The organism is Duganella sp. AC237 (assembly GCF_979254035.1).
On the sequence record NZ_CEEDEW010000003.1, the window covers coordinates 5,130,632 to 5,149,242 of the forward strand.

Annotated in this window: 17 protein-coding genes; 5 read left to right on the top strand and 12 right to left on the bottom strand. The window is 66.8% G+C overall.

Features of this window, described 5'->3' with window-relative positions; translation table 11 throughout:
• The first annotated feature begins 62 nt into the window (after positions 1-62).
• The 4 genes from AC0IYS_RS22750 (at position 63) to AC0IYS_RS22765 (ending at position 5,023) form a co-directional block, all read left to right on the top strand.
• Positions 63-1,577 (top strand): ATPase domain-containing protein, encoded by a 1,515-nt coding sequence (locus AC0IYS_RS22750; protein ID WP_471707315.1) that lies wholly within the window; start codon positions 63-65, stop codon positions 1,575-1,577.
• Between the two features lie 4 nt (positions 1,578-1,581).
• On the top strand, positions 1,582-3,114 hold the full coding sequence (locus AC0IYS_RS22755) for a hybrid sensor histidine kinase/response regulator (RefSeq protein WP_471707316.1): 1,533 nt from the start codon (positions 1,582-1,584) through the stop codon (positions 3,112-3,114).
• 122 nt (positions 3,115-3,236) lie between these two features.
• Positions 3,237-4,010 (top strand): MerR family transcriptional regulator, encoded by a 774-nt coding sequence (locus AC0IYS_RS22760; protein WP_471707317.1) that lies wholly within the window; start codon positions 3,237-3,239, stop codon positions 4,008-4,010.
• Between the two features lie 44 nt (positions 4,011-4,054).
• Positions 4,055-5,023 carry an alpha/beta hydrolase family protein gene (locus AC0IYS_RS22765; protein ID WP_471707318.1) on the top strand — a complete coding sequence of 323 codons (969 nt, stop codon included), beginning with the start codon at positions 4,055-4,057 and terminating at the stop codon, positions 5,021-5,023.
• Between the two features lie 81 nt (positions 5,024-5,104).
• On the opposite strand, the gene AC0IYS_RS22770 is transcribed toward AC0IYS_RS22765, so the two are convergent.
• The 5 genes from AC0IYS_RS22770 to AC0IYS_RS22790 all read right to left on the bottom strand — a co-directional run bounded on the left by AC0IYS_RS22770 (position 5,105) and on the right by AC0IYS_RS22790 (position 11,443).
• Positions 5,105-7,012 (bottom strand): MFS transporter, encoded by a 1,908-nt coding sequence (locus AC0IYS_RS22770; protein ID WP_471707319.1) that lies wholly within the window; start codon positions 7,010-7,012, stop codon positions 5,105-5,107.
• A gap of 135 nt (positions 7,013-7,147) precedes the next feature.
• Positions 7,148-8,719, bottom strand: a complete 1,572-nt coding sequence (locus tag AC0IYS_RS22775; RefSeq protein ID WP_471707320.1) for a PepSY-associated TM helix domain-containing protein — start codon at positions 8,717-8,719, stop codon at positions 7,148-7,150.
• Positions 8,716-8,985: a hypothetical protein gene (locus tag AC0IYS_RS22780; protein ID WP_471707321.1), complete on the bottom strand. Its 270-nt coding sequence runs from the start codon at positions 8,983-8,985 to the stop codon at positions 8,716-8,718. The genes AC0IYS_RS22775 and AC0IYS_RS22780 overlap by 4 nt, the downstream gene beginning before the upstream one ends.
• On the bottom strand, positions 8,975-9,289 hold the full coding sequence (locus AC0IYS_RS22785) for a hypothetical protein (protein ID WP_471707322.1): 315 nt from the start codon (positions 9,287-9,289) through the stop codon (positions 8,975-8,977). The genes AC0IYS_RS22780 and AC0IYS_RS22785 overlap by 11 nt, the downstream gene beginning before the upstream one ends.
• A gap of 6 nt (positions 9,290-9,295) precedes the next feature.
• Positions 9,296-11,443, bottom strand: a complete 2,148-nt coding sequence (locus AC0IYS_RS22790; RefSeq protein WP_471707323.1) for a TonB-dependent receptor — start codon at positions 11,441-11,443, stop codon at positions 9,296-9,298.
• Between the two features lie 179 nt (positions 11,444-11,622).
• Between AC0IYS_RS22790 and AC0IYS_RS22795 the strand changes: the two genes are divergently transcribed.
• The gene (locus tag AC0IYS_RS22795) at positions 11,623-12,501 is read left to right on the top strand and encodes a polysaccharide deacetylase family protein (protein WP_471707324.1); all 879 of its coding nucleotides are present in this window, start codon (positions 11,623-11,625) and stop codon (positions 12,499-12,501) included.
• A 7-nt stretch (positions 12,502-12,508) separates the two neighbouring features.
• Here AC0IYS_RS22795 and AC0IYS_RS22800 read toward each other — a convergent pair whose 3' ends face one another.
• The 7 genes from AC0IYS_RS22800 to AC0IYS_RS22830 are packed head-to-tail and all read right to left on the bottom strand — an operon-like array spanning position 12,509 to position 18,609.
• Positions 12,509-13,129, bottom strand: coding sequence for a 4'-phosphopantetheinyl transferase family protein (locus AC0IYS_RS22800; protein ID WP_471707325.1), 621 nt, complete (start codon positions 13,127-13,129; stop codon positions 12,509-12,511).
• A 9-nt stretch (positions 13,130-13,138) separates the two neighbouring features.
• Positions 13,139-14,371 (bottom strand): beta-ketoacyl-ACP synthase, encoded by a 1,233-nt coding sequence (locus tag AC0IYS_RS22805; RefSeq protein WP_471707326.1) that lies wholly within the window; start codon positions 14,369-14,371, stop codon positions 13,139-13,141.
• Positions 14,368-15,105 carry a 3-oxoacyl-ACP reductase FabG gene (gene fabG, locus AC0IYS_RS22810; RefSeq protein WP_471707327.1) on the bottom strand — a complete coding sequence of 246 codons (738 nt, stop codon included), beginning with the start codon at positions 15,103-15,105 and terminating at the stop codon, positions 14,368-14,370. Before fabG ends, AC0IYS_RS22805 begins: the two co-directional genes overlap by 4 nt.
• On the bottom strand, positions 15,102-15,581 hold the full coding sequence (locus AC0IYS_RS22815; protein WP_471707328.1) for a hotdog family protein: 480 nt from the start codon (positions 15,579-15,581) through the stop codon (positions 15,102-15,104). The genes fabG and AC0IYS_RS22815 overlap by 4 nt, the downstream gene beginning before the upstream one ends.
• The gene (locus tag AC0IYS_RS22820; RefSeq protein WP_471707329.1) at positions 15,578-16,771 is read right to left on the bottom strand and encodes a beta-ketoacyl-ACP synthase; all 1,194 of its coding nucleotides are present in this window, start codon (positions 16,769-16,771) and stop codon (positions 15,578-15,580) included. Before AC0IYS_RS22820 ends, AC0IYS_RS22815 begins: the two co-directional genes overlap by 4 nt.
• Before the next feature lie 51 nt (positions 16,772-16,822).
• Positions 16,823-17,389: a DUF3261 domain-containing protein gene (locus tag AC0IYS_RS22825; protein WP_471707330.1), complete on the bottom strand. Its 567-nt coding sequence runs from the start codon at positions 17,387-17,389 to the stop codon at positions 16,823-16,825.
• Entirely contained in the window at positions 17,374-18,609 is a 1,236-nt protein-coding gene (locus AC0IYS_RS22830; protein ID WP_471708922.1) for an NAD(P)/FAD-dependent oxidoreductase, read from the bottom strand. The genes AC0IYS_RS22825 and AC0IYS_RS22830 overlap by 16 nt, the downstream gene beginning before the upstream one ends.
• Positions 18,610-18,611 lie beyond the last annotated feature (2 nt).

Consider the following 18,611-nt stretch of genomic DNA (forward strand, 5'->3'; position numbering starts at 1 on the left):
AAAACCCCTCTTTCCCTGTTTCCGGTAATATTTAAGGCACCTCAAAGGCATCGGATTCAGACATGGAAGCACAAAACAGCGTTACCAATCTATTTCTCAGCAGCGGCGTGCCCGGCCTGGACACCGTCCTGGCCGGCGGCCTGACGCGCGACCGCCTGTATCTGGTGGAAGGCGAACCAGGCACCGGCAAAACCACGCTGGCGCTGCAGTTCCTCAACGAGGGCGCGCGCCACGGCGAGGCCGTCCTCTACATCACCTTGGCCGAAACGGCGGTCGAACTGCGCAGCGTGGCGGAGTCGCACGGCTGGGACATGAGCGGCATCCAGGTCGAGGAAATCATCCCCAACGAGAACGCGCTCGATCCGGACCAGCAATACACCATATTCCATCCGTCCGAGATCGAACTGGGCACGACCACCCAGCGCATCGTCGCGGCGATCGAAAAATACAAGCCGCGCCGCGTGGTGCTCGACTCCTTGTCGGAGCTGCAGCTGCTGGCCGAAAGCCCGCTGCGCTATCGGCGCCAGGTGCTCGCGCTCAAGCAGTACCTGACCAGCCGCTCTTGCACCACCATCTTCCTCGACGACCGCACCGCCCTCTCGACCGACCTGCAGGTGCGCAGCGTGGCGCACGCCGTGCTGACGCTGGAGCTGGCCGACCAGGCCTACGGCGCCGAACGGCGCCGCGTGCGCGTGGTCAAATACCGCGGCATCGCCTTCCACGGCGGCGCCCACGACTACAAGATCGTCAAGGGCGGCTTGCACGTCTATCCGCGCCTGGTGGCGGCCGGCACGCGCGTCGAAAGCCAGCGGCGCCAGCTCTCGAGCGGCCTGCCGGAGCTGGACCAGCAGATCGGCGGCGGCCTCGAGGAAGGCATGAGCACCCTGATCTCCGGGCCGCCGGGCACCGGCAAGTCGTCGCTGGCGGCGCAGTTCATCCACGCGGCCGCGCAGCGCGGCGAAGCCAGCGCGATGTTTCTGTTCGAGGAGGCGCGCAACAATATGCTCAACCGCTGCGCCAACTTGGGCATGGACTTGAGCGGCGCCATCGACAAGGGCCTGCTGACAGTACAGCAAATCGACCCGGCCGAACTGGCGCCGGGCCAGTTCTCGCACGCGATCGTCGAGGCGGTCGAACGCGGCGTGCGCATCGTCGTCATCGACAGCCTGAACGGCTACCTGAACGCCGTGCCCGACGAGCGCTTCCTGACCATCTACCTGCACGAGCTGCTGACGTATCTGGGCCAGCGCGGCGTGGTCAGCATCATCGTCGGCGTCCAGCAGGGCATGATCGGCACCGGCATGACCACCTCGGTCGATGCCAGCTACATCGCCGACAATGTCATCATGCTGCGCTACTTCGAGGCGGAAGGCGAGGTGCAGCAGGCGATCTCGGTGTTCAAGAAACGCGGCAGCGCGCACGAGCGCACCATCCGCCGCTTCCGCGTCGACAAGGGCGGCATCAAGGTCGGCGCGGTGCTGAAGAACTTCCACGGCATACTGACCGGGGTGCCGACCTATACCGGCGACAGCAACGGCCACGGCCATGACCATTCCGCCGACGGCGCCCATGGCTGACACCATGGAAACACGCATCCTGATCCACGCGCCGTTCGGCCAGGACGGGCCGCTGGCGGCCAAGGTGCTGGCAATGGCGCAGATCGACAGCCACGTCTGCCCGACCCTGGCCGACCTGGCCGCGCAGCTGGAGCTGGGCGCCGGCGCGGTGCTGACGGTGGAGGAGGCGCTGGATTCGGGCGGCTTCAAGCTGCTGCAAGAGTGGGTGGCGCGCCAGCCCGACTGGTCGGACCTGCCGATCGTGTTGCTGACCCATCGCGGCGCCGATTCGCAGACGGTGCGCCGCGCCGTGGCCGGACTGGGCAACCTGACCCTGGTCGAGCGGCCGGTGCGCACGTTGACGTTGATCACCGCGCTGCATTCGACGTTGCGGGCACGCAACAAGCAATACCAGGTGCGCGAGGCCGCGCGCCGCAAGGACGAGTTCCTCGCCAGCCTGGGCCACGAGCTGCGCAATCCGCTGGCGCCGATCCGCACCTCGGTCTCGCTGCTCACGCACCTGTACCCGGACGCCGCGCCGGTGGCGCGCATCCGCGACATGGTCGAGCGCCAGGTGCGCCTGCTGACGCGCCTGGTGGACGACCTGCTCGACGTCGCCCGCATCACCAGCGGCAAGATCAAGCTGCAGCGCCAGCTGGTCACGCTGGCGTCGGTGATGAACCACGTCAGCGAATTGTGCGCGCAGGCGGCCAGCGCCAAACGCATCCACGTCGCCTGGCAGCTGCCCACCAGCGAGATCATGCTCAACGCCGACTACGCGCGCGTGGTGCAAATCTTCGCCAACATCCTGTCGAACGCGATCAAGTTCACGCCGCAGGGCGGCAACGTGGTGGTGCGCGCGGTGGTGGAGCAGAACGCGCTGACCGTCTCGATGCGCGACAGCGGCATCGGCCTGGAGGCCGAGGCGATCACGCGCATCTTCCGCATGTTCGAGCAAAGCAACACCGTGGTGGGCCAGTTCTCCAGCGGCTTGGGGATCGGATTGAGCCTGTCGCGCCAGTTCGCCGAAATGCACGGCGGCAGCGTCGACGCCTATAGCGAGGGCGTCGGCAAGGGCAGCGAATTCGTCATCCATCTGCCGGTCGTCAACGACAGCGGCGCGCGCGAGCCGGTGCCGCTGGCCTCCCCGGCCGCGTCGGCGGACGGCCGCAAAATGAAAGTGCTGGTAGTCGACGACAACACCGACGCCGCCGATTCGCTGGCGGCGCTGCTGGAGATCGACGGCTTCGACGTGCGCACCGTCTACGACGGCGCGGCGGCCGTGGCGATGACCGCCGAGAACCAGCCGGACATGATCATCATGGATCTGGGCATGCCCGGCATGGACGGTTACGAGACGGCGCGGGCGATCCGCCAGCGTCCCGGCGCCGAACGCATACTGATGCTGGCCCTGACCGGCTGGGGCCAGAGCGACGCCCGCCGCCGCACGGTGGAAGCGGGCTTCGACCACCACCTGGTCAAGCCGGTGGAACTGGAACAGATCATCCGCCTGGCCGGCGCGCGCCAGAACCGCGAGCAGGTGCAGGCGGCGCGCTGACCAGGCGCTCGCCGCGCGAGCCGCCGACACCGAGGCAACCGGTGCCCGCGTCGGTCGCAAATTGTTGTTGACTCTCACGCGGCGTCATCCCGCACAATCGGGGTGTTATCCAAGGGGGAGCTATGAAACAGACGGTCAAACAGGTCGCCAAGGCATCGGGCATCAGCGTGCGGGCGCTGCATCATTACGACGAAATCGGATTGCTGCAACCGGAGATCGGGCCGAACGGCTATCGTTATTACGGCCAGGAGGAACTGCTGCGCCTCCAGCGCATCCTGTTCTACCGCGAACTGGGCGTCGCGCTGGCCGAGATCCGCCGCATGCTCGACGATCCCGCCTTCAACACGCGCGCCGCGCTGCTCGAGCTGCGCCAGCGGGTGGAAGCGGAGATCGACCGCCGCCGCGACCTGGCCAGGACCATCGACCGCACGCTGGCCTTGATCGACGCCGGCAAACCCTTGAACGCGCAGCACCTGTTCGACGGCGTCTCGCCGGAAAAACAGGCCGCGTGGGAGGCCGAGCTGACAGACCGCTACGGCGATCCGGCCGCCGGCGCGATCCGGCAATCGAGCGACGCGCACGCGGCGCTCTCCCCCGCCGGCATAATCGACTTCAAGGCGGAAATCGACGCGATCCATGCAAGCTTCGTGACGCTGATCGGGCGCGGACTCGCGCCCGGTTCGGACCAAGCGCAGGCGGAGACCGCGCGGCACTATCGCTGGGTAAGCCGCTCCTGGCGACCGGACGCGGATGCCTACGCGGCGCTGGGTGCGCTCTACATCGACCATAATGACTTCCGCGCCATGTACGACGCGCTGCATCCCGGCCTGGCGCCTTTTTTGGCCGACGCCATGGCAATTTATGCGCAGCGCGTTCTCGGCGCGGGGCAAGCGTGAAGCGCCGCGGCTTCCTGGCGCTTCCACTGATAGGAGCAATGACCATGTCGAACCGCAGCGCGGCCGCAGCGCCGAAAGAACGAGACGTTGCCGTCACCGTCGCCGGCGTGAAGATCGCCTGCCGATTCAGTCCGTCCGATGGCGACGCCGTGGGCGCGGTGTTGATCGTGCCAGGCTCGCTGTTCAGCGACGTCGACGGAAACTATCCGACGATGAACATGCGCCCGCACGCGTATGCGGATCTGGCGCGGCAGTTGAGCGCGCGCGGCTTCGCCGTGCTGCGGATGGCCAAGATCGGCCCCGGCACCGGATCGCAGACGATCAACGCGATCCTGGCCGCTTCCCATGTCGATTTTCTGACGCGGGTGGCGGTCGCCAGCGCCGGCCTGGCGCTGCTGCGCGAAAGCGCCGGGGCGCGGCCCGTCATCGTCGCCGGCCATAGCGAGGGCGCGGTGGTGGCGTCGCTGCTGGCCGGCGGCATGGACGGGCGAATGATCGATGGCGTGGTGAGTTTGTCCGGCCCGGCGTTGCCGATCTTCGCCGTCATGCGGGCGCAGATCGCGGCGATGGCGCCGCCCGGCATGGCGCCGGACATGACGCTGTTCGACCGCACGGCGGCCGCGATCCGCGCCGGCATGCCGTTGCCGCCCGAGGCGGCGCGCGATCCATCGACGGCGATGCTGGCGACGATGCCGGCAATGGGACACGCCTACCTGCGCAGCGCCGACCGCGTCGATCCGGTCGCGGCGTTGGCGAAGGTGCGGCAGCCGGTGCTGATCGTTCAGGGAGGGCGGGACGAATCGGTGCCGCCGGCGCATGCGGAGGCGCTGCGCGCCGGGCGCGTCGGGCTGAAAACCGAAGTGGCGCTCTTCCCGACGCTGAACCACTTCTACAAGAAGACACGCGCGGGCCTGCCGCCGATGCAATCGATGATGATGTCGACGGAAAGCGACACGGCGGTCGCCGACGCGATCGCAAGCTGGTCGAGCCGGATTAGCCACGGTTCCACGTAGGGCGGATTAGCGAAGCGTAATCCGCCAATCGTAGCGCCGCCGACGGAGCATGGCGGATTACGCGCTACGCGCTAATCCGCCCTACTTCCAATCCCCGCGCAAGTCCAAAACCTGCTTCTGCAGTCCCTCCGGCGTAACCTCCTGCGGCGGCACCGGCAGCCCCACCGCCAGCGCCAACCGCGAACGCAAGCCGTTGCGGAAGGCCCGCTGGAACACGTTCTCGCCATTGCGGCTTAGCAGATGTCCCCACAGCCCGCGCAGCGCCATCGGAATCACCGGCACCTTGGAGCGCTCGATGATCTTGGCGATACCGCCCTTGAACTGGTTGATCTCACCGTCATGCGTCAACCGGCCCTCCGGGAAGATACACACGAGATCCCCCTCGTGCAGCGCCTGCGCGATATCGATGTACGCCTTCTCCATCAGCCACTGGTCCTCCTTGGCCGGCGCGATCGGAATCGCGCGCGCGGTGCGGAAGATCCACCCCAGCAGCGGCAGCTTGAAAATGCGGTGATCCATGACGAAGCGGATCGGCCTCGGACTGGCCGCGCCGATGACGATGGCGTCGACATAGCTGACGTGGTTACACACCAGCACCGCCGCGCCCTCGGCCGGGATGCGCTCGGCGTCGATGGTGCGCACGCGGTGCACGGTGTGGATCAGCATCCACGCCAGGAAACGCATCAGGAATTCCGGCACCAGCGAGAAGATATAGATCGCCACCACCGCGTTGAGCAGCGCCGTCACCAGGAACAGCTGCGGAATCGTGAAGCCCTGCCCCAGCAACACGATGGCCAGTCCGGCCGCCGCCACCATGAACAGCGCGTTGAGGATGTTCATGCCGGCGATGGTGCGTGATATGTGCTCCGGGTCGCAGCGGGTCTGGATCAGCGCGAACAGCGGCACGATGAACAAGCCGCCGAACAGCCCGATCATCAGGATGTCGAACAGGATGCGCCACATGCCATGCTGCGCCAGCAGCGCGATCGCGTCCAGGTGCGGACCGGCCGTCAGCCCGGCCACGCCGCTGCCGTAGGCCAGGCTGGCGAAGTACAGGTCCACGCCGAAGATCGTCAGGCCGATGGCGCCGAACGGCACCAGGCCGATTTCCACCTTGCGGCCGGACAGGCGCTCGCACAGCAGCGAGCCGCTGCCCACGCCCAGCGAGAACACCGTCAGCAGCAGCACGAAGGCGCTATGGTCGCCGTGCAGGTAGTCCTTGGCGAACACCGGGAACTGCGACAGCACCAGCGCGCCGTAGAACCAGAACCACGAGTTGCCCAGCATGGACAGGAACACGGTGCGGTTCTTGCGCGAGAAATTGATGTTTCGGATCGATTCGCTGACGAAGTTCCAGTTGATCTTCAGGTCGGGCACCGGCGCCGGCGAGCTGGGAATGCGGTAGGCGGCGATCAGGCCGAGCACCGCGAAGAAGATCGTGCCGCCCGCCTCCAGCATGATGCCGTGGGGCTGCTGCACCACCAGGATGGCGCCGAGGATCTCGCCCAGCAGGATGCCGACAAAGGTGCCCATCTCCGTCACGCCGTTGCCGCCGACGAGTTCCTCGGGCTTGAGCTGCTGCGGCAGATACGCGTATTTAACGGGGCCGAACAAGGTCGAATGGACGCCCATGCCGACCACGCCCAGCACCAGCAGCCACAGGGTGTGCGTCATCCAGCCCACGCCCGCCACCAGCATGATGGCCAGCTCCAGCCACTTGATGAAGCGCGTCAGGCCGGCCTTGTCGAATTTGTCGGCCAGCTGGCCGGCGGTGGCGGAAAACACCACGAACGGCAGGATGAACAGGCCGGGAATCAGATTGGTGATCAGGGACGGCGACAGCGTGGTCCAACTGAGCGCGTCGAAGGTGATGATGACGATCAGCGCCGTCTTGAACAGATTGTCGTTGAAGGCGCCCAGGAACTGGGTCCAGAAGAACGGCGCGAAGCGGCGTTGCGTCAACAGGGAAAACTGATTGGGCTGGCTCATATCGTGCAAATCCTTGCTATCTGGAAATTCCGGAAAGATTGAGCGGATTATAACCGCATGCCGGCCCGCGTCGGCATGCGGTGATGGAAGTCAGTGGTGAGCCAGATCAAACAGCCGGCGCGGCCAGCGAAGCGCCTAAGCCGCTTGGCGCGCCATGGCCGGTTTGGCCGGTGGCGCGCGCAGCGACCAGACGCTGTGCGGATCGCCGTGCAGGCCGCGCCGGAGCACCGCGCGCGCCATCTTCCAGTACAAGGCCGCGGCCAGTAGCGCCACCACCGCCACGCCGACGGTCACGCCGTCGCCGCGCATCAGCGCCAGCAACGGATTGACGCCGGTGGCTATCCAGTGCGACAGCGGAATGGCCATGGTAAGCGTGGCGCACGCGATGAGCAGCTCGTGGGCGGCGCGCGCCGGCGGCCGGGCGAAGGCCCACACCACCGCCAGCCAGAACACGGCGTAATAGCTGCGCGACTCCCACAACGGCAAGTGCCCCGGCGCCGCCGGCGCAAGCTTGTTCATCACGAACATGGCCGAAACACCCGCCACGCAACCGAGGCACACGCCCAGCGTGGCTTGCGCCATCAAGCGTCCGCTGCGCGGCTGCACCAGGCTAAGGCGCTTGCGGCGCGACTCGATCCACAGCAGGTTCCCGCTGTAGAACAGGAAGGCGCCGGCGATGCCGAGGATGAAGTACATCCACTGCACCGCCGCGTGGCCGAAGTTACCGAAATGGAGCGCCTGCAAACTACGCAGGAAGCGCATCCCGGGACTGAAATTCTCCGGCACCAGCACCCGCCCTACCTTGCCGGTGCTGGCGTTGAGCACCACCGCTGAATTGCTCGTGACGGTGTGCTGACGTACGTCGCCCGTCACCCGCACCTGCGCATTGGCGTCGCCGGCCTCCTGGTAGAACAGCTGCCTGACCTCCATGCCCGGCGCCGCGCGCTCGACGACGGCCAGCACCCGCGCGACCGGCAGCAGCGGCGCCGCCACGCCGGTGGCGGCAGGCGGCGCGGCAGCGTTGATATCCGCGCCGACCAGCGCAAGCAGCTTGCCGTCGAAAACCAGATACTGGAACGGCGCCAGCAGGATCAGGCCCAGCGCCAGAATCGCGCTGCTCCACGCATACATGATGTGGAACGGCAGCGACAGGATGCCGATGGCGTTGTGCGCGTCCTGCCACATGCGCTTGAGGTTCTTGCCTATCCGGAGCGCGAACAGGTCCTTCACGAAAGTAGGCGCGTAAATAATCACGCCGCTCACCAGCGCCAGCCCATACAGCACGCACACCACGCCCAGCACGTACAGGCCAAGCTGGTTCGGCAGGCCCGCCGTGTAGTGCAGGCGGTAGATGAAGTCCATCAGGTGCGAGCGCTCCTCGAACTCCTCAAGCTTGCCGGCGGCGTCGAGGCGAAAGTGGCGCTCGCCGGCGGTCAGCACCAACTCGGGCTCATAGGCCGACGGCATGGTTACATAGAACGTCTTGCCCGCTTCCGGATGCGCGGCGAGCACCGCGTCGATCAGCACCTGCGGCTGCGGCGCTGCCGTCGATGGAGCGGATTGCGCAACAGGCGTCTGCCAGGCGTGCAGCTCGGAGTGGAACAAGGTGATGGCGCCGGCATAGAAGGCGATGAACAGGCCGAAGCCCGCCACCAGCCCCACCCAGGTGTGGACCGATATGAAGGTGCGCAGGGTCGATGATTTCATCCGGCGATCCTTAACAGGCCGCTGGCCTTCGACAAATGCAGCACGGCGTAGCCGAGCAAGGTGGCGCCGCCCATCCACAGCCATGCGCGCAGGCCGGTGCGGAACAGGAAGGCGATCGTCATCGCGCCTATCCAGAACAGGAAGAACATCAGCAGCCATGGCAGCGTGGTGCGCGCCTGGTCCTGGCTGAGCAGCGCGCAGATGCCTACCACGACCACCGCCAGCGGCAACCCAAGAAACACGGCGGCCGTCGATTTACCCCACATGGCGCACTCCCGGCTTGGCTGACTCCCTGGCCTGCGATCGCGGCTTGCGTCGGCGCAGCCAGGCGTCGGCGTACGGCAGCACCACCAGCGTCGCCATGAACCCCGACAGCGCGATGCACGCGCCGCACCAGAAGCCATAGTCGCGCACCGCCGCCGCGACGGCGCCGGTGGCCAAAGGCACCGACAGCCAGCGCAAAAAATACCGGCGCGCCAGCACGGCAGGCCACAAAGCCTGGTGCGGCGAGGCCAGATATAAACACAGGGCGGCCAACGCCGCTACCACGATGCCGATCCAGTTCATCATGTCTCCTTAGATGCTACCCTGCACGCCGAAGGCGAACTGGCGCGGGTTGCCGAGAATGACGTTATAGCGGCCCGTCACCGTCGGGATGCGGTTGTTGACGACGTAGGTGCGGTCGGTCAGGTTGGTGCCGGTGGCGAACAGCGTCACGCCGTTGGCCAGGGTGTAGGACAGCTTGGCCCCGAGCGTCGTGCGGCCATCGTTGCGGTCGATGTTCTCCGGACCCGTATCGCTGCCAGCGGCGTGCACCAGGTTGGCGTTCAGCGTCCAGCCGCCGGGCGTCCAGCTAAAGCCGACCGACTGCGTCTGCCTTGGCGAATCCGGGAAGCGGTTGCCGGTGTAGTCGCCCTGCGGCGAGACAAAGTCGATATAGCGCGTCTTGGCCACGCCGACGGCGCCGAACAGCTCCAGGTTCTTTGTCACCCTGCCGCGCACCTCGGCCTCCAGGCCCTGCAGGCGCGACTTGCCGGCGTTGACGAAATAGGTGTCGAGCGAATTGCGGCCAACATCGACCTGCTGGTCCGACCAGTCCACGCGGTAGGCGTTAAGGGCGACCGCCAGGCCGTTGTCGAGCGCCCCCTTGAGGGAGGCCTCGTAGTTGTTAGTGAACTCTGGCTCGAAAGCCTTGGCGCCGCGTTGATAGCTGTAATTGACGCCGCCGGTGCGGTAGCCGCGCTGCGCCGTCAATCCCGCCACCCACGCGGGCGCCAGCGCATAGCGCACACCGAGCTTGGGCAGCCACACCGAGGTGTCGGTGCCGAGATGTTGCGTGCCGTCGGCCGCGAAAACGCCGCCGGCGATCAGGCGCGCCAGAACGGTGCGTGCCAGCGCCGAGGTGCCGGTCGTCACGCTGGTAGGTACGCGGCTTTGGCTTTCGGCGTCGTAGCGCAGGCCGACCGTCACGGTCAGTTTGTCGATCACATAGTCGAACTCCGTGAACACGGCGCGCGTGCGGATGCTGTCGGCCTGCTGGTTGCCGCGGTTGATGAACTCAGCGCCGTACTGCGCGTCGCATACCGCCTGCACCCGGCACTGCCCCGTCAATCCCAGCACGTACGCCAGCGGCACAACGAACATGTCGTCGAAGTCGTAATGCTGGCTGGCGTAGTACAGGCCCGCAACGCCCTTGAGCGGGCGGCCGAACAACGTGGTCTCGAGGTTGGCGCGCGCCTCCTGCGTCCATTGGCGCGTGATGTTCTCGCCGGTGCGGTAGCCCTGGTTCAGTTCCGTCGAATCGTAGTCGAACAGGCGCGTATAGCGGTTGTGGGAATAGGTCGTCAGCAGGGTGACATCGGCCCCGCCCGCGCGGAAGGTCTGCTCCAGCGCCGCCGAGCGGGCGAGGTTGTCCGAGTCGCGCTGCACGTTCGACAGGTTCACGCGCGCCGACGCTGGATAACTCACCGCTTCCACATGCGGGCTGCCGTACTTGCGCTGCTCGTCGACCAGCGTGATCAAAGCTTGATAACGATCGCCCCACGGCGTCACGCGCAGCTTGGCGCGCAGCGTGTAGCCGTCGTCGTGGTTGAAGCGGCGATCGTCGCGGGTCGGGTCGTAGGTGCCGCCGTCGCTGCGGCGCTGCTCGAAGGCGATGCGGCCCGCCAGCACCTGATCGACGATGGCGCCTCCGCCGGCCACCGCCACGCGGTGCGAATTCTGGTTGCCGGCGCTGGCGCGGTAGCTGAAATCGGCGGTGTCGGACGGATCGCGTGTCCTGACCACCACCGCGCCGGCCAGCGAGTTGCGTCCCTGGTTGGTCGATTGCGGCCCGCGCAGCACCTCGAGGCGGTCGGCGTCCCACACGCTCATGCCGCCGATGTCCTGGCCGAAGCCGTCCTGCGCTACGCCGTCGACGACGACCGTGATGGTGCGCCCGCCGCCGCCGGTCGGACCGCTCAAGCCCACGCCGCGTATCGACAGCCCCTCGGCGGTGCCGACGTTGGCCATCTGCCCGGCCACGTCCTCGATGGTGGCGGCGCCCGACTCGGCGATCTGGCGCCGGTTGCGCGCGCCGACGCTGGCGCTGCTGTCGATTTCCGTGCGCCTGAGTTTATCGCCGGAGATTACCACCTGCTCGACCGGCGCCGGCAACTCCTCCGCCTTCACTTGCCAGCCCGCCGCCAACCCTGCCAACGCCAACACCATTACCTTGATACGCATCCCACATCCTTATTTAGAAATGAGAATTATTCTCACAAACGACAAATATTAAATGAGAATCGTTTACATTGAAAGTTAATTTTGTTGATTTGGCATGAAAGGTCAAGCTGGACGGACGCAATGCCGGCCTTCAGGTCAAACCACGTACAATGACCGTCCCCTGTCGCCCCACATATATAATGCGCCTCCGTCACCGACTGCTGCTTGCCGCGTTCTCCCTTGTCATGCTGAGTGCCGGCGCGGCCGGCCAGGACGCATCCGAAACGGCGCCCGGCCCCAAACCGGCACCGGTGCGCTTTCTGCTGACTTTCGACGACGGCCCGGCCGCAGCCGAAAGCGGCAATCCGACCGTCCGCATTCTGGAGACGCTGGCGGAAAACCCGGTGCAGGCGAACATCAAAGCCGTCTTCTTCACCCAGCCGCGCGCCGTGAACGGCGGTGGCACCGCGACCGGCCGCGCTTTAATCAAGCGCGAGTTTGACGAAGGCCACTTGGTCGCGCTGCACACGGCCACGCCGCGCCATTCGAACCACCGCTTCATGGACAGGCCGACCTTGGACGCTTCGATGCGGCTAGGCGTCGACGATTTAACCGAGGTGACGGGCGCCGCGCCCAAACTGGTTCGTCCGCCCTTCTGGGCCTACGACGCCGCCACGCTCGAATCTTATCGGGAGCATGGGCTGCGCATGCTGCTCACCGATCTCAGTGCCAACGACGGCAAGATCTACGGCGTCAACTTCAGCTGGCATAAGAGGTCCAACATGCTGAAGCACATGGCCGAGACGCGCAAGCGCTGGGCCGAAGGCGGCCTGCCGGCGGTGGACGGCAGTACCCCGGTGGTGGTCACCTTCCACGACGTGAACACTTATACATCGCGCCACATGCAAGAGTATCTGGAGATTCTGATCGACGTCGCCAAGGAGTTGGAGGTGCCGCTGGCCGACAAGCCTTTCTACGACGACCGAGGGGCGATTGAAAAGGCCGCCCTCGCGCGCACCGTCGACAGCTCGGACGCAAGGCCATCGCTGCCAGGTTTTTGGGATTGGTTGTGGCGCTGAAGGCCGCCTAATCGAGGTTGAACACTTCGATCGCGGGCGTTCCGTCAAGAGGCGTCGCGCTGCACACGATCACCGACAACTCCGCATGCGGCACCTCCACGCAATGGCCGCTTAACGCGGCGCCAAGCTTGAAGCGCGCCTCCTTCTCGCTCCACATGCGATAAAAAGCAGCGACCCGCCGCGCCTCCGGCAAGTGCCGCGCGCGTTCCCATAGGGCCATCTCTCGCTGGTCGAAAGCCTGCGCGGCCAGCGCCGACAGATCGCGCCCCGGATCGCGCATTTCGATATCGAGTCCGAGCGCGGTCTGCGTGCTGACAGCGCAAGCGACCCAACGGCCGCTGTGGGCGATGCTGAAGCCCGGCATGCCGCCCTTCACCACTGGCGACACCAGCAACGGCGCATTGCCGACCTGCTCCTCGAGCACAATCTCGCGCGGCGCGACGTTCAACAGCCGCCCCAGCGCCTTGCGCAGCAGGATGCGGCCGGCGACGAACTGGCGCAGCCGCTGCGCGCGCACGAAGCGCTGGCAGCGCGCCACCTCGCCAGCCGACAGCCATTCGCGCAAACGCGGCAAGTCCGCCTCCGCCACCGCATCGGCGTCCGCCATCCATAGCCAGGCCCTTGTCATCCGGCACGCCTAAGCGACATGACGCTTGAAAATCAGCGACGTATTGATGCCGCCGAAAGCGAAGTTATTCGACATGACATACTCGCATTGCAGCGCGCGGCCGTCGCCGACGATGTAATCGAGCGGGGCGCACCCGCCATCCACCTGGTCCAGATTGACGGTGGGGGCGAACCAGCCCTCGCGCATCATCTCGATACTGATCCACGCCTCCAGCGCGCCGCAGGCGCCCAGGGTGTGGCCCATATAGCTTTTCAGGGAGCTGATCGGCGTCTTGTCGCCGAACACCGCCAGCGTCGCCTGCGATTCGGCGATGTCGCCCTGCTGTGTGCCGGTGCCGTGGGCGTTGATATAGCCGATGTCCGACGGCTGCAAGCGCGCGTCGCTCAGCGCCAACTGCATCGCCTTTTGCATCGTCGCCGCATTCGGCTGCGTGACGTGGCAGCCGTCGCTGTTGGTGCCGAAACCCACCAGCTCGGCGTGGATCGCCGCGCCGCGCGCCAGCGCATGGTCCATATCCTCAAGTATCAGGCAGCCGGCGCCCTCGCCGATCACCAGGCCATCGCGGCCGGCGTCGAACGGACGCGGTGTGGTGTGGGCGGCGTCGTTGCGGGTGCTGGTGGCGAACAAGGTGTCGAACACCGCCGCCTCGGTGGCGCACAGCTCCTCGGCGCCGCCGGCCACCATCGCCAGCTGCTTGCCGGCGCGGATCGCCTCATAGGCGTAGCCGATTCCCTGGCTGCCCGAGGTGCAGGCGCTCGACGTGGTGATCACGCGCCCGGTGATGCCGAAGAAGACGCCGATGTTGACCGGCGCCGTGTGCGCCATCATCTTGATGTAGGTGGTGGCGTTGATGCCCTTGGTGCTGCGCTCCTCCATCATGCGGCCGAAATCGCCGATCGCGCTCGGCGTACCCGCCGAGGAGCCGAACGAGACGCCCATGTCGCCGCCCTTGAGCAGTGGATGGTCGAGCAGGCCGGCATCGGCCAGCGCCAGTTCGCTGGCGCGCGTGGCCATCAATGCGACGCGTCCCATGCTGCGGGTCGATTTGCGGTTGTAGCGCTCGGAGAGCTCGAACGGCGCGGCCGGCGCGCCCAGGCGGGTGTTGAGGCCCTCGTAGTCGGACCAGTCGTCCATGTGCACGACGGCGTTGCGCAGTTCGCGCAGGCGCCGGCCGACGCTGGCCCAGTCGTTTCCGATCGGGCTGATGCCGGCCATGCCGGTGACGGCAACGCGGCGGCTCATGCCAGCCCGCCGTTGACGGAGATGACCTGGCGCGTGATGTAGCCGGCCTCCTCGCCGATCAGGAAGCTGACGGCGGCGGCCACCTCCTCAGGCTTGCCGACGCGGCGCGCCGGTATCATCTTGATCGCCTCGTCCATCGGCACCTCGCTGGTCATGTCGGTGTCGATCAGGCCCGGCGCCACGCAGTTGACCGTGATGGCGCGCTTGGCCAGTTCCAGCGCCAGCGCCTTGGTGGCGCCGATGATGCCCGCCTTGGCCGCGCTGTAGTTGACCTGCCCGCGATTGCCGATCAGGCCCGATACCGACGCCAGGGTGACGATGCGGCCCGGCTTGCGGCGCTGCACCAGCGGCATCACCAGCGGATTGAGGACGTTGTAGAAACCGTCGAGGTTCGTTTGCAGCACGGTGTCCCAGTCCTCGCCGGACATCGCCGGGAAGGCGTTGTCGCGCGCCACACCGGCGTTGCACACCACGCCGTAGTAGCAGCCGTGTTGGGCGATGTCCGCCTCCAGCGCGGCGGCGGTGGCGGCGCGGTCGCCGATGTCGAACTGCAGCACGCGCGCGGCGCGGCCCATGCACTCGATCTCCGCCGCCACGGCGTCGGCTTCCGCGCGCTGGCTGCGGCAGTGGAGCACGACGTCGTAACCGTCGCGCGCCAGGCGCAAGGCGATCGCCTTACCGATGCCGCGCGACGATCCCGTCACCAGCACGCTCATGGACTTGTTCTGATTCATGCTACGTTTCCATCTTCGAGAAATTGATTGACATTGTGGGGCTGAAAAACCGTCACCGTCGCCGTGGCCAGGCTGGGCGCGCCGTCGGCGGAATTGGCGTCGTCGATGCGGCAATCGAAGGCACCCAGCCCGTTTTCGGCCTGCAGCACGCGGTGCACGTGCACCAGCAGCACGCTGCCAGCCACGAAATACGGCACGCTGGTGTCGTATTTGCGCGAGCCAAGCAGGAAGCCGACCTTGACGCCGCCGCCGCGCAGATGGGAGAGCCAGCCGGCATGCGCCGAAATGGCCTGCGCCATGTATTCGATGCCGACCCACGAGCCGACGCCCCGCTCTCCCGCCAGCACGCTGTCGGCGCGGATGCGCACCTCCGCGCACAGGTCGTCCTTGTCCGCGCTCAGCACCCGCTCGAGCAGCACCATCTGGCCGGAGTGCGGCACCAGCAGGCTGACGTCCGGCATCTCGTCTGTCGTCACAGCGGCCTCCCCAGCAGCAGCGCCGCGTTGGAACCGCCGAAGGCGAAGGAAGTGCTCAACGCGTAGCGCAGCGGACGTCCCAGGGTGGCGCCGACCGGCACCAGGTTCAGGGCCGGCAGCGCCGGATCTGCGGCGCCGTCCCACAGATGCGGCGGCAGCCTGCCCTGCGGATGATCGTCCCGCATCGCCAGCCAGCACAACGCCGCCTCGATCGCCGCCGCCGCGCCGAGCGTATGACCGGTGAAAGGCTTGGTCGAACTGACCGGCGTTTCAAGCCCGAACAGCGCTTCGATCACGCGCGATTCCATGGCGTCGTTCTGCGGAGTCGCGGTGCCGTGCATGTTGACGTAGTCGACAGCCGCCGCATCGAGGCCCGCGCGCGCCAGCGCCTGCGTGATAGCCAGCCGCGCGCCGGCGCCGGACGGATCGGGCGCCGACATGTGATGGCCGTCGGAGGACTCGCCCCAGCCCAGCAGCGCGACCGCGTCCGGGGAGTCCGCCTCCGCGGTCATCAGGAACAGCGCGGCGCCCTCGCCGATATTGATGCCGTGGCGGTTGACGCTCATCGGATTGCACAACGCCGCGCTGACCGATTCCAGCGACGCGAAACCGGCCACGGTAAAGGTGCACAGCGAATCGACGCCGCCGGTCACCACCGCGTCGCACAATCCCATCTTGATCAGCCGCGCGGCGCTGGCCATCGCCTTGGCGCTCGACGAGCAGGCGCTCGAATGCACATAGGCCGGACCGGCCACGCCCAGTTCATGCGCCAGCATCACGGCCGGCGAACCCATTTCCTGCCGGTCGTAGACGAAGTCCGGCGGCAAAACGCCGTGCGCGTGGTGGTGGCGCACCGCATATTCGGTCTCGCCGATGCCGGAGGTGCTGGTGCCGATCACCACGCCGACGCGGTCGGCGCCATGCTGGGCGATGGCGGCATCGACGGCCGGGCGGATCTGCGCCAGCGCCGCCAGCGCCAGCGCGTTGTTGCGGCTGCGCTGCGGCGCCGGCACATGGTCGAGCGACGGCAACGGCGACAGCACGCGTCCCAGCGGCAGCTCGCGGCCCGGCGACCATTCGCCGGTCATCGCGACGCCGGTCCGGCCGGTGTACAGGCCCGCCTTGACCTGCTCATGGCCATCGCCCAGCGCGCAGATAACCCCGCAAGCGTTAAGGTAAAAATTCAACATGCTCGGTCTTGCTCTATCGTTTACGTCAATCTTCCGGTCCATCGTCTCGGCTCATCGCGCCTCGGGCGCGGCCTGTATCGTCAGCTTATAGTGATAACGCAAATTCTCCAACACCACCGTGCCACTCCAGCGCGGCATGCCACTATAAGCTATTCGCATGATAGGTTCGTCGGCGAGGTACAAGGTGCGCGTGTCTCCCTGTTCGGCCACGCGCCAGCCGGCGGGCAGCGCGGCGGCGATGGCCTCGGCCGGCCACAAGGTCAATTGCATGTCCTCCAGGATGTCGTCGGGACGCACCTGCGCCGGCAACATGAAGTGTCGCCACGAGCTCAGTTCCTTGCCATCGTAGCGCATCGTCAGCACGCGCTGTCCGAACGCCAGGCCGACCACGTCGATCGCGTCCGGCTCGACCTGCAACGCCACGTCCAGATCGTCGATGCGCCCGGCGCGCTCCACCTTCAGGTGCTGCTGGACGCTGATCGACTCGCCCAGCGCGGCCGGCGCCAGCTTCAGTCCCAGCCGCCCCTGCGGCGGCGTGCTGGCGCAGCCGGCCAGCAGCCCGATGGCCAGTACCGCCGTGCCTAGGCGAAGGCCGCGCCACATCACGCCGGCGTGCATAAAGCCTCCAATGCCGCCAGCCTACGCGGCGTCTCCTTAACGTACGGGTTCGTCAAGTCCCACGCGTAGCCGGCCAGGATGGCGGCGATCATGCGCTTGATCTCAGGCTTCTGGTTTGGATGGAAAATGATCTTCTGGAAGCCGCCCGCGTACCACGATTCGACAAACGCGCGAAACGTGTCGACGCCCTTGCGCAGCGGCGCGCCGTAGTCGGCCTGCCAGTCGACCGTCTCGCCGTCGAACTGGCGGCGCAGCGCGGCGGCGGCCAGGCTGGCCGACTTGAAGGCGATGGTCACCCCCGACGAGAACACCGGATCGAGAAATTCGCCGGCATTGCCCAGCAGCGCGTAGCCCGGCCCCCACAGCTTGTCGACGTTGGCCGAGTAGCCGGTGATCTGGCGCGCCGGCGTATCCCATTTGGCGTCCGCCAGCAATGCGCTTAGCGACGGGTCCTCCGCCACGATCGCCTTCAGGCGTTCGGTCGGCGTTCCCTCGTAGCGGTCGAGGAAGCGGGTCTCCGCCACCACACCCTGCGAGCAGCGGCCGCCGGCGAACGGAATGGTCCAGAACCAGACGTCGTCGTGTTTCGGATGCACCGTCACGCGGATTTTATTGCGGTCGAAGCCCCCGCGTATGCCGTCTTCAACGTGCGTGAAGATGGCGCCGCGCACCGGGAAGTTGGACGGCGTCTCCAGTTTCAGGAGGCGCGGCAGGATGCGGCCAAAACCGCTGGCGTCCAGAATGAAGCCGGCACGCACCTGATACTGCTCGCCCTCCGGGTTCTTGACGGTGACCAGCGCCGGCGCGCCGTCCTGGCTCAACGCGATGTCCAGCACCTCGTGCCGGTGGCGTACTTCCGCCCCGAAGCGCGCCGCCTCCTGCGCCAGGATATGGTCGAAGTGGGCGCGCTGCACCTGGTAGGTGGTGCCCCAGCCCTCCGAATGCTTGTCGCGGAAATCGAAGTCGGTGTACTGGCCGTCGCGCATGAAGGCGGCGCCGTTCTTGAACTGGAAGCCCGCCTCCACCACCGCGCGCAGCATGCCCGCCTCCTCCAGGTAGGCCATACTTTGCGGCAGCAGGCTCTCGCCGATCGAAAAGCGCGGAAACTCCTCGCGCTCGATCACCAGCACCTGGCGGCCCTGCTGGCGCAGCAGCGCGGCGGCGACGGAACCGGCCGGGCCGGCGCCGACGATCAGAATTTCCACCGTTTCGATTTTCAGGG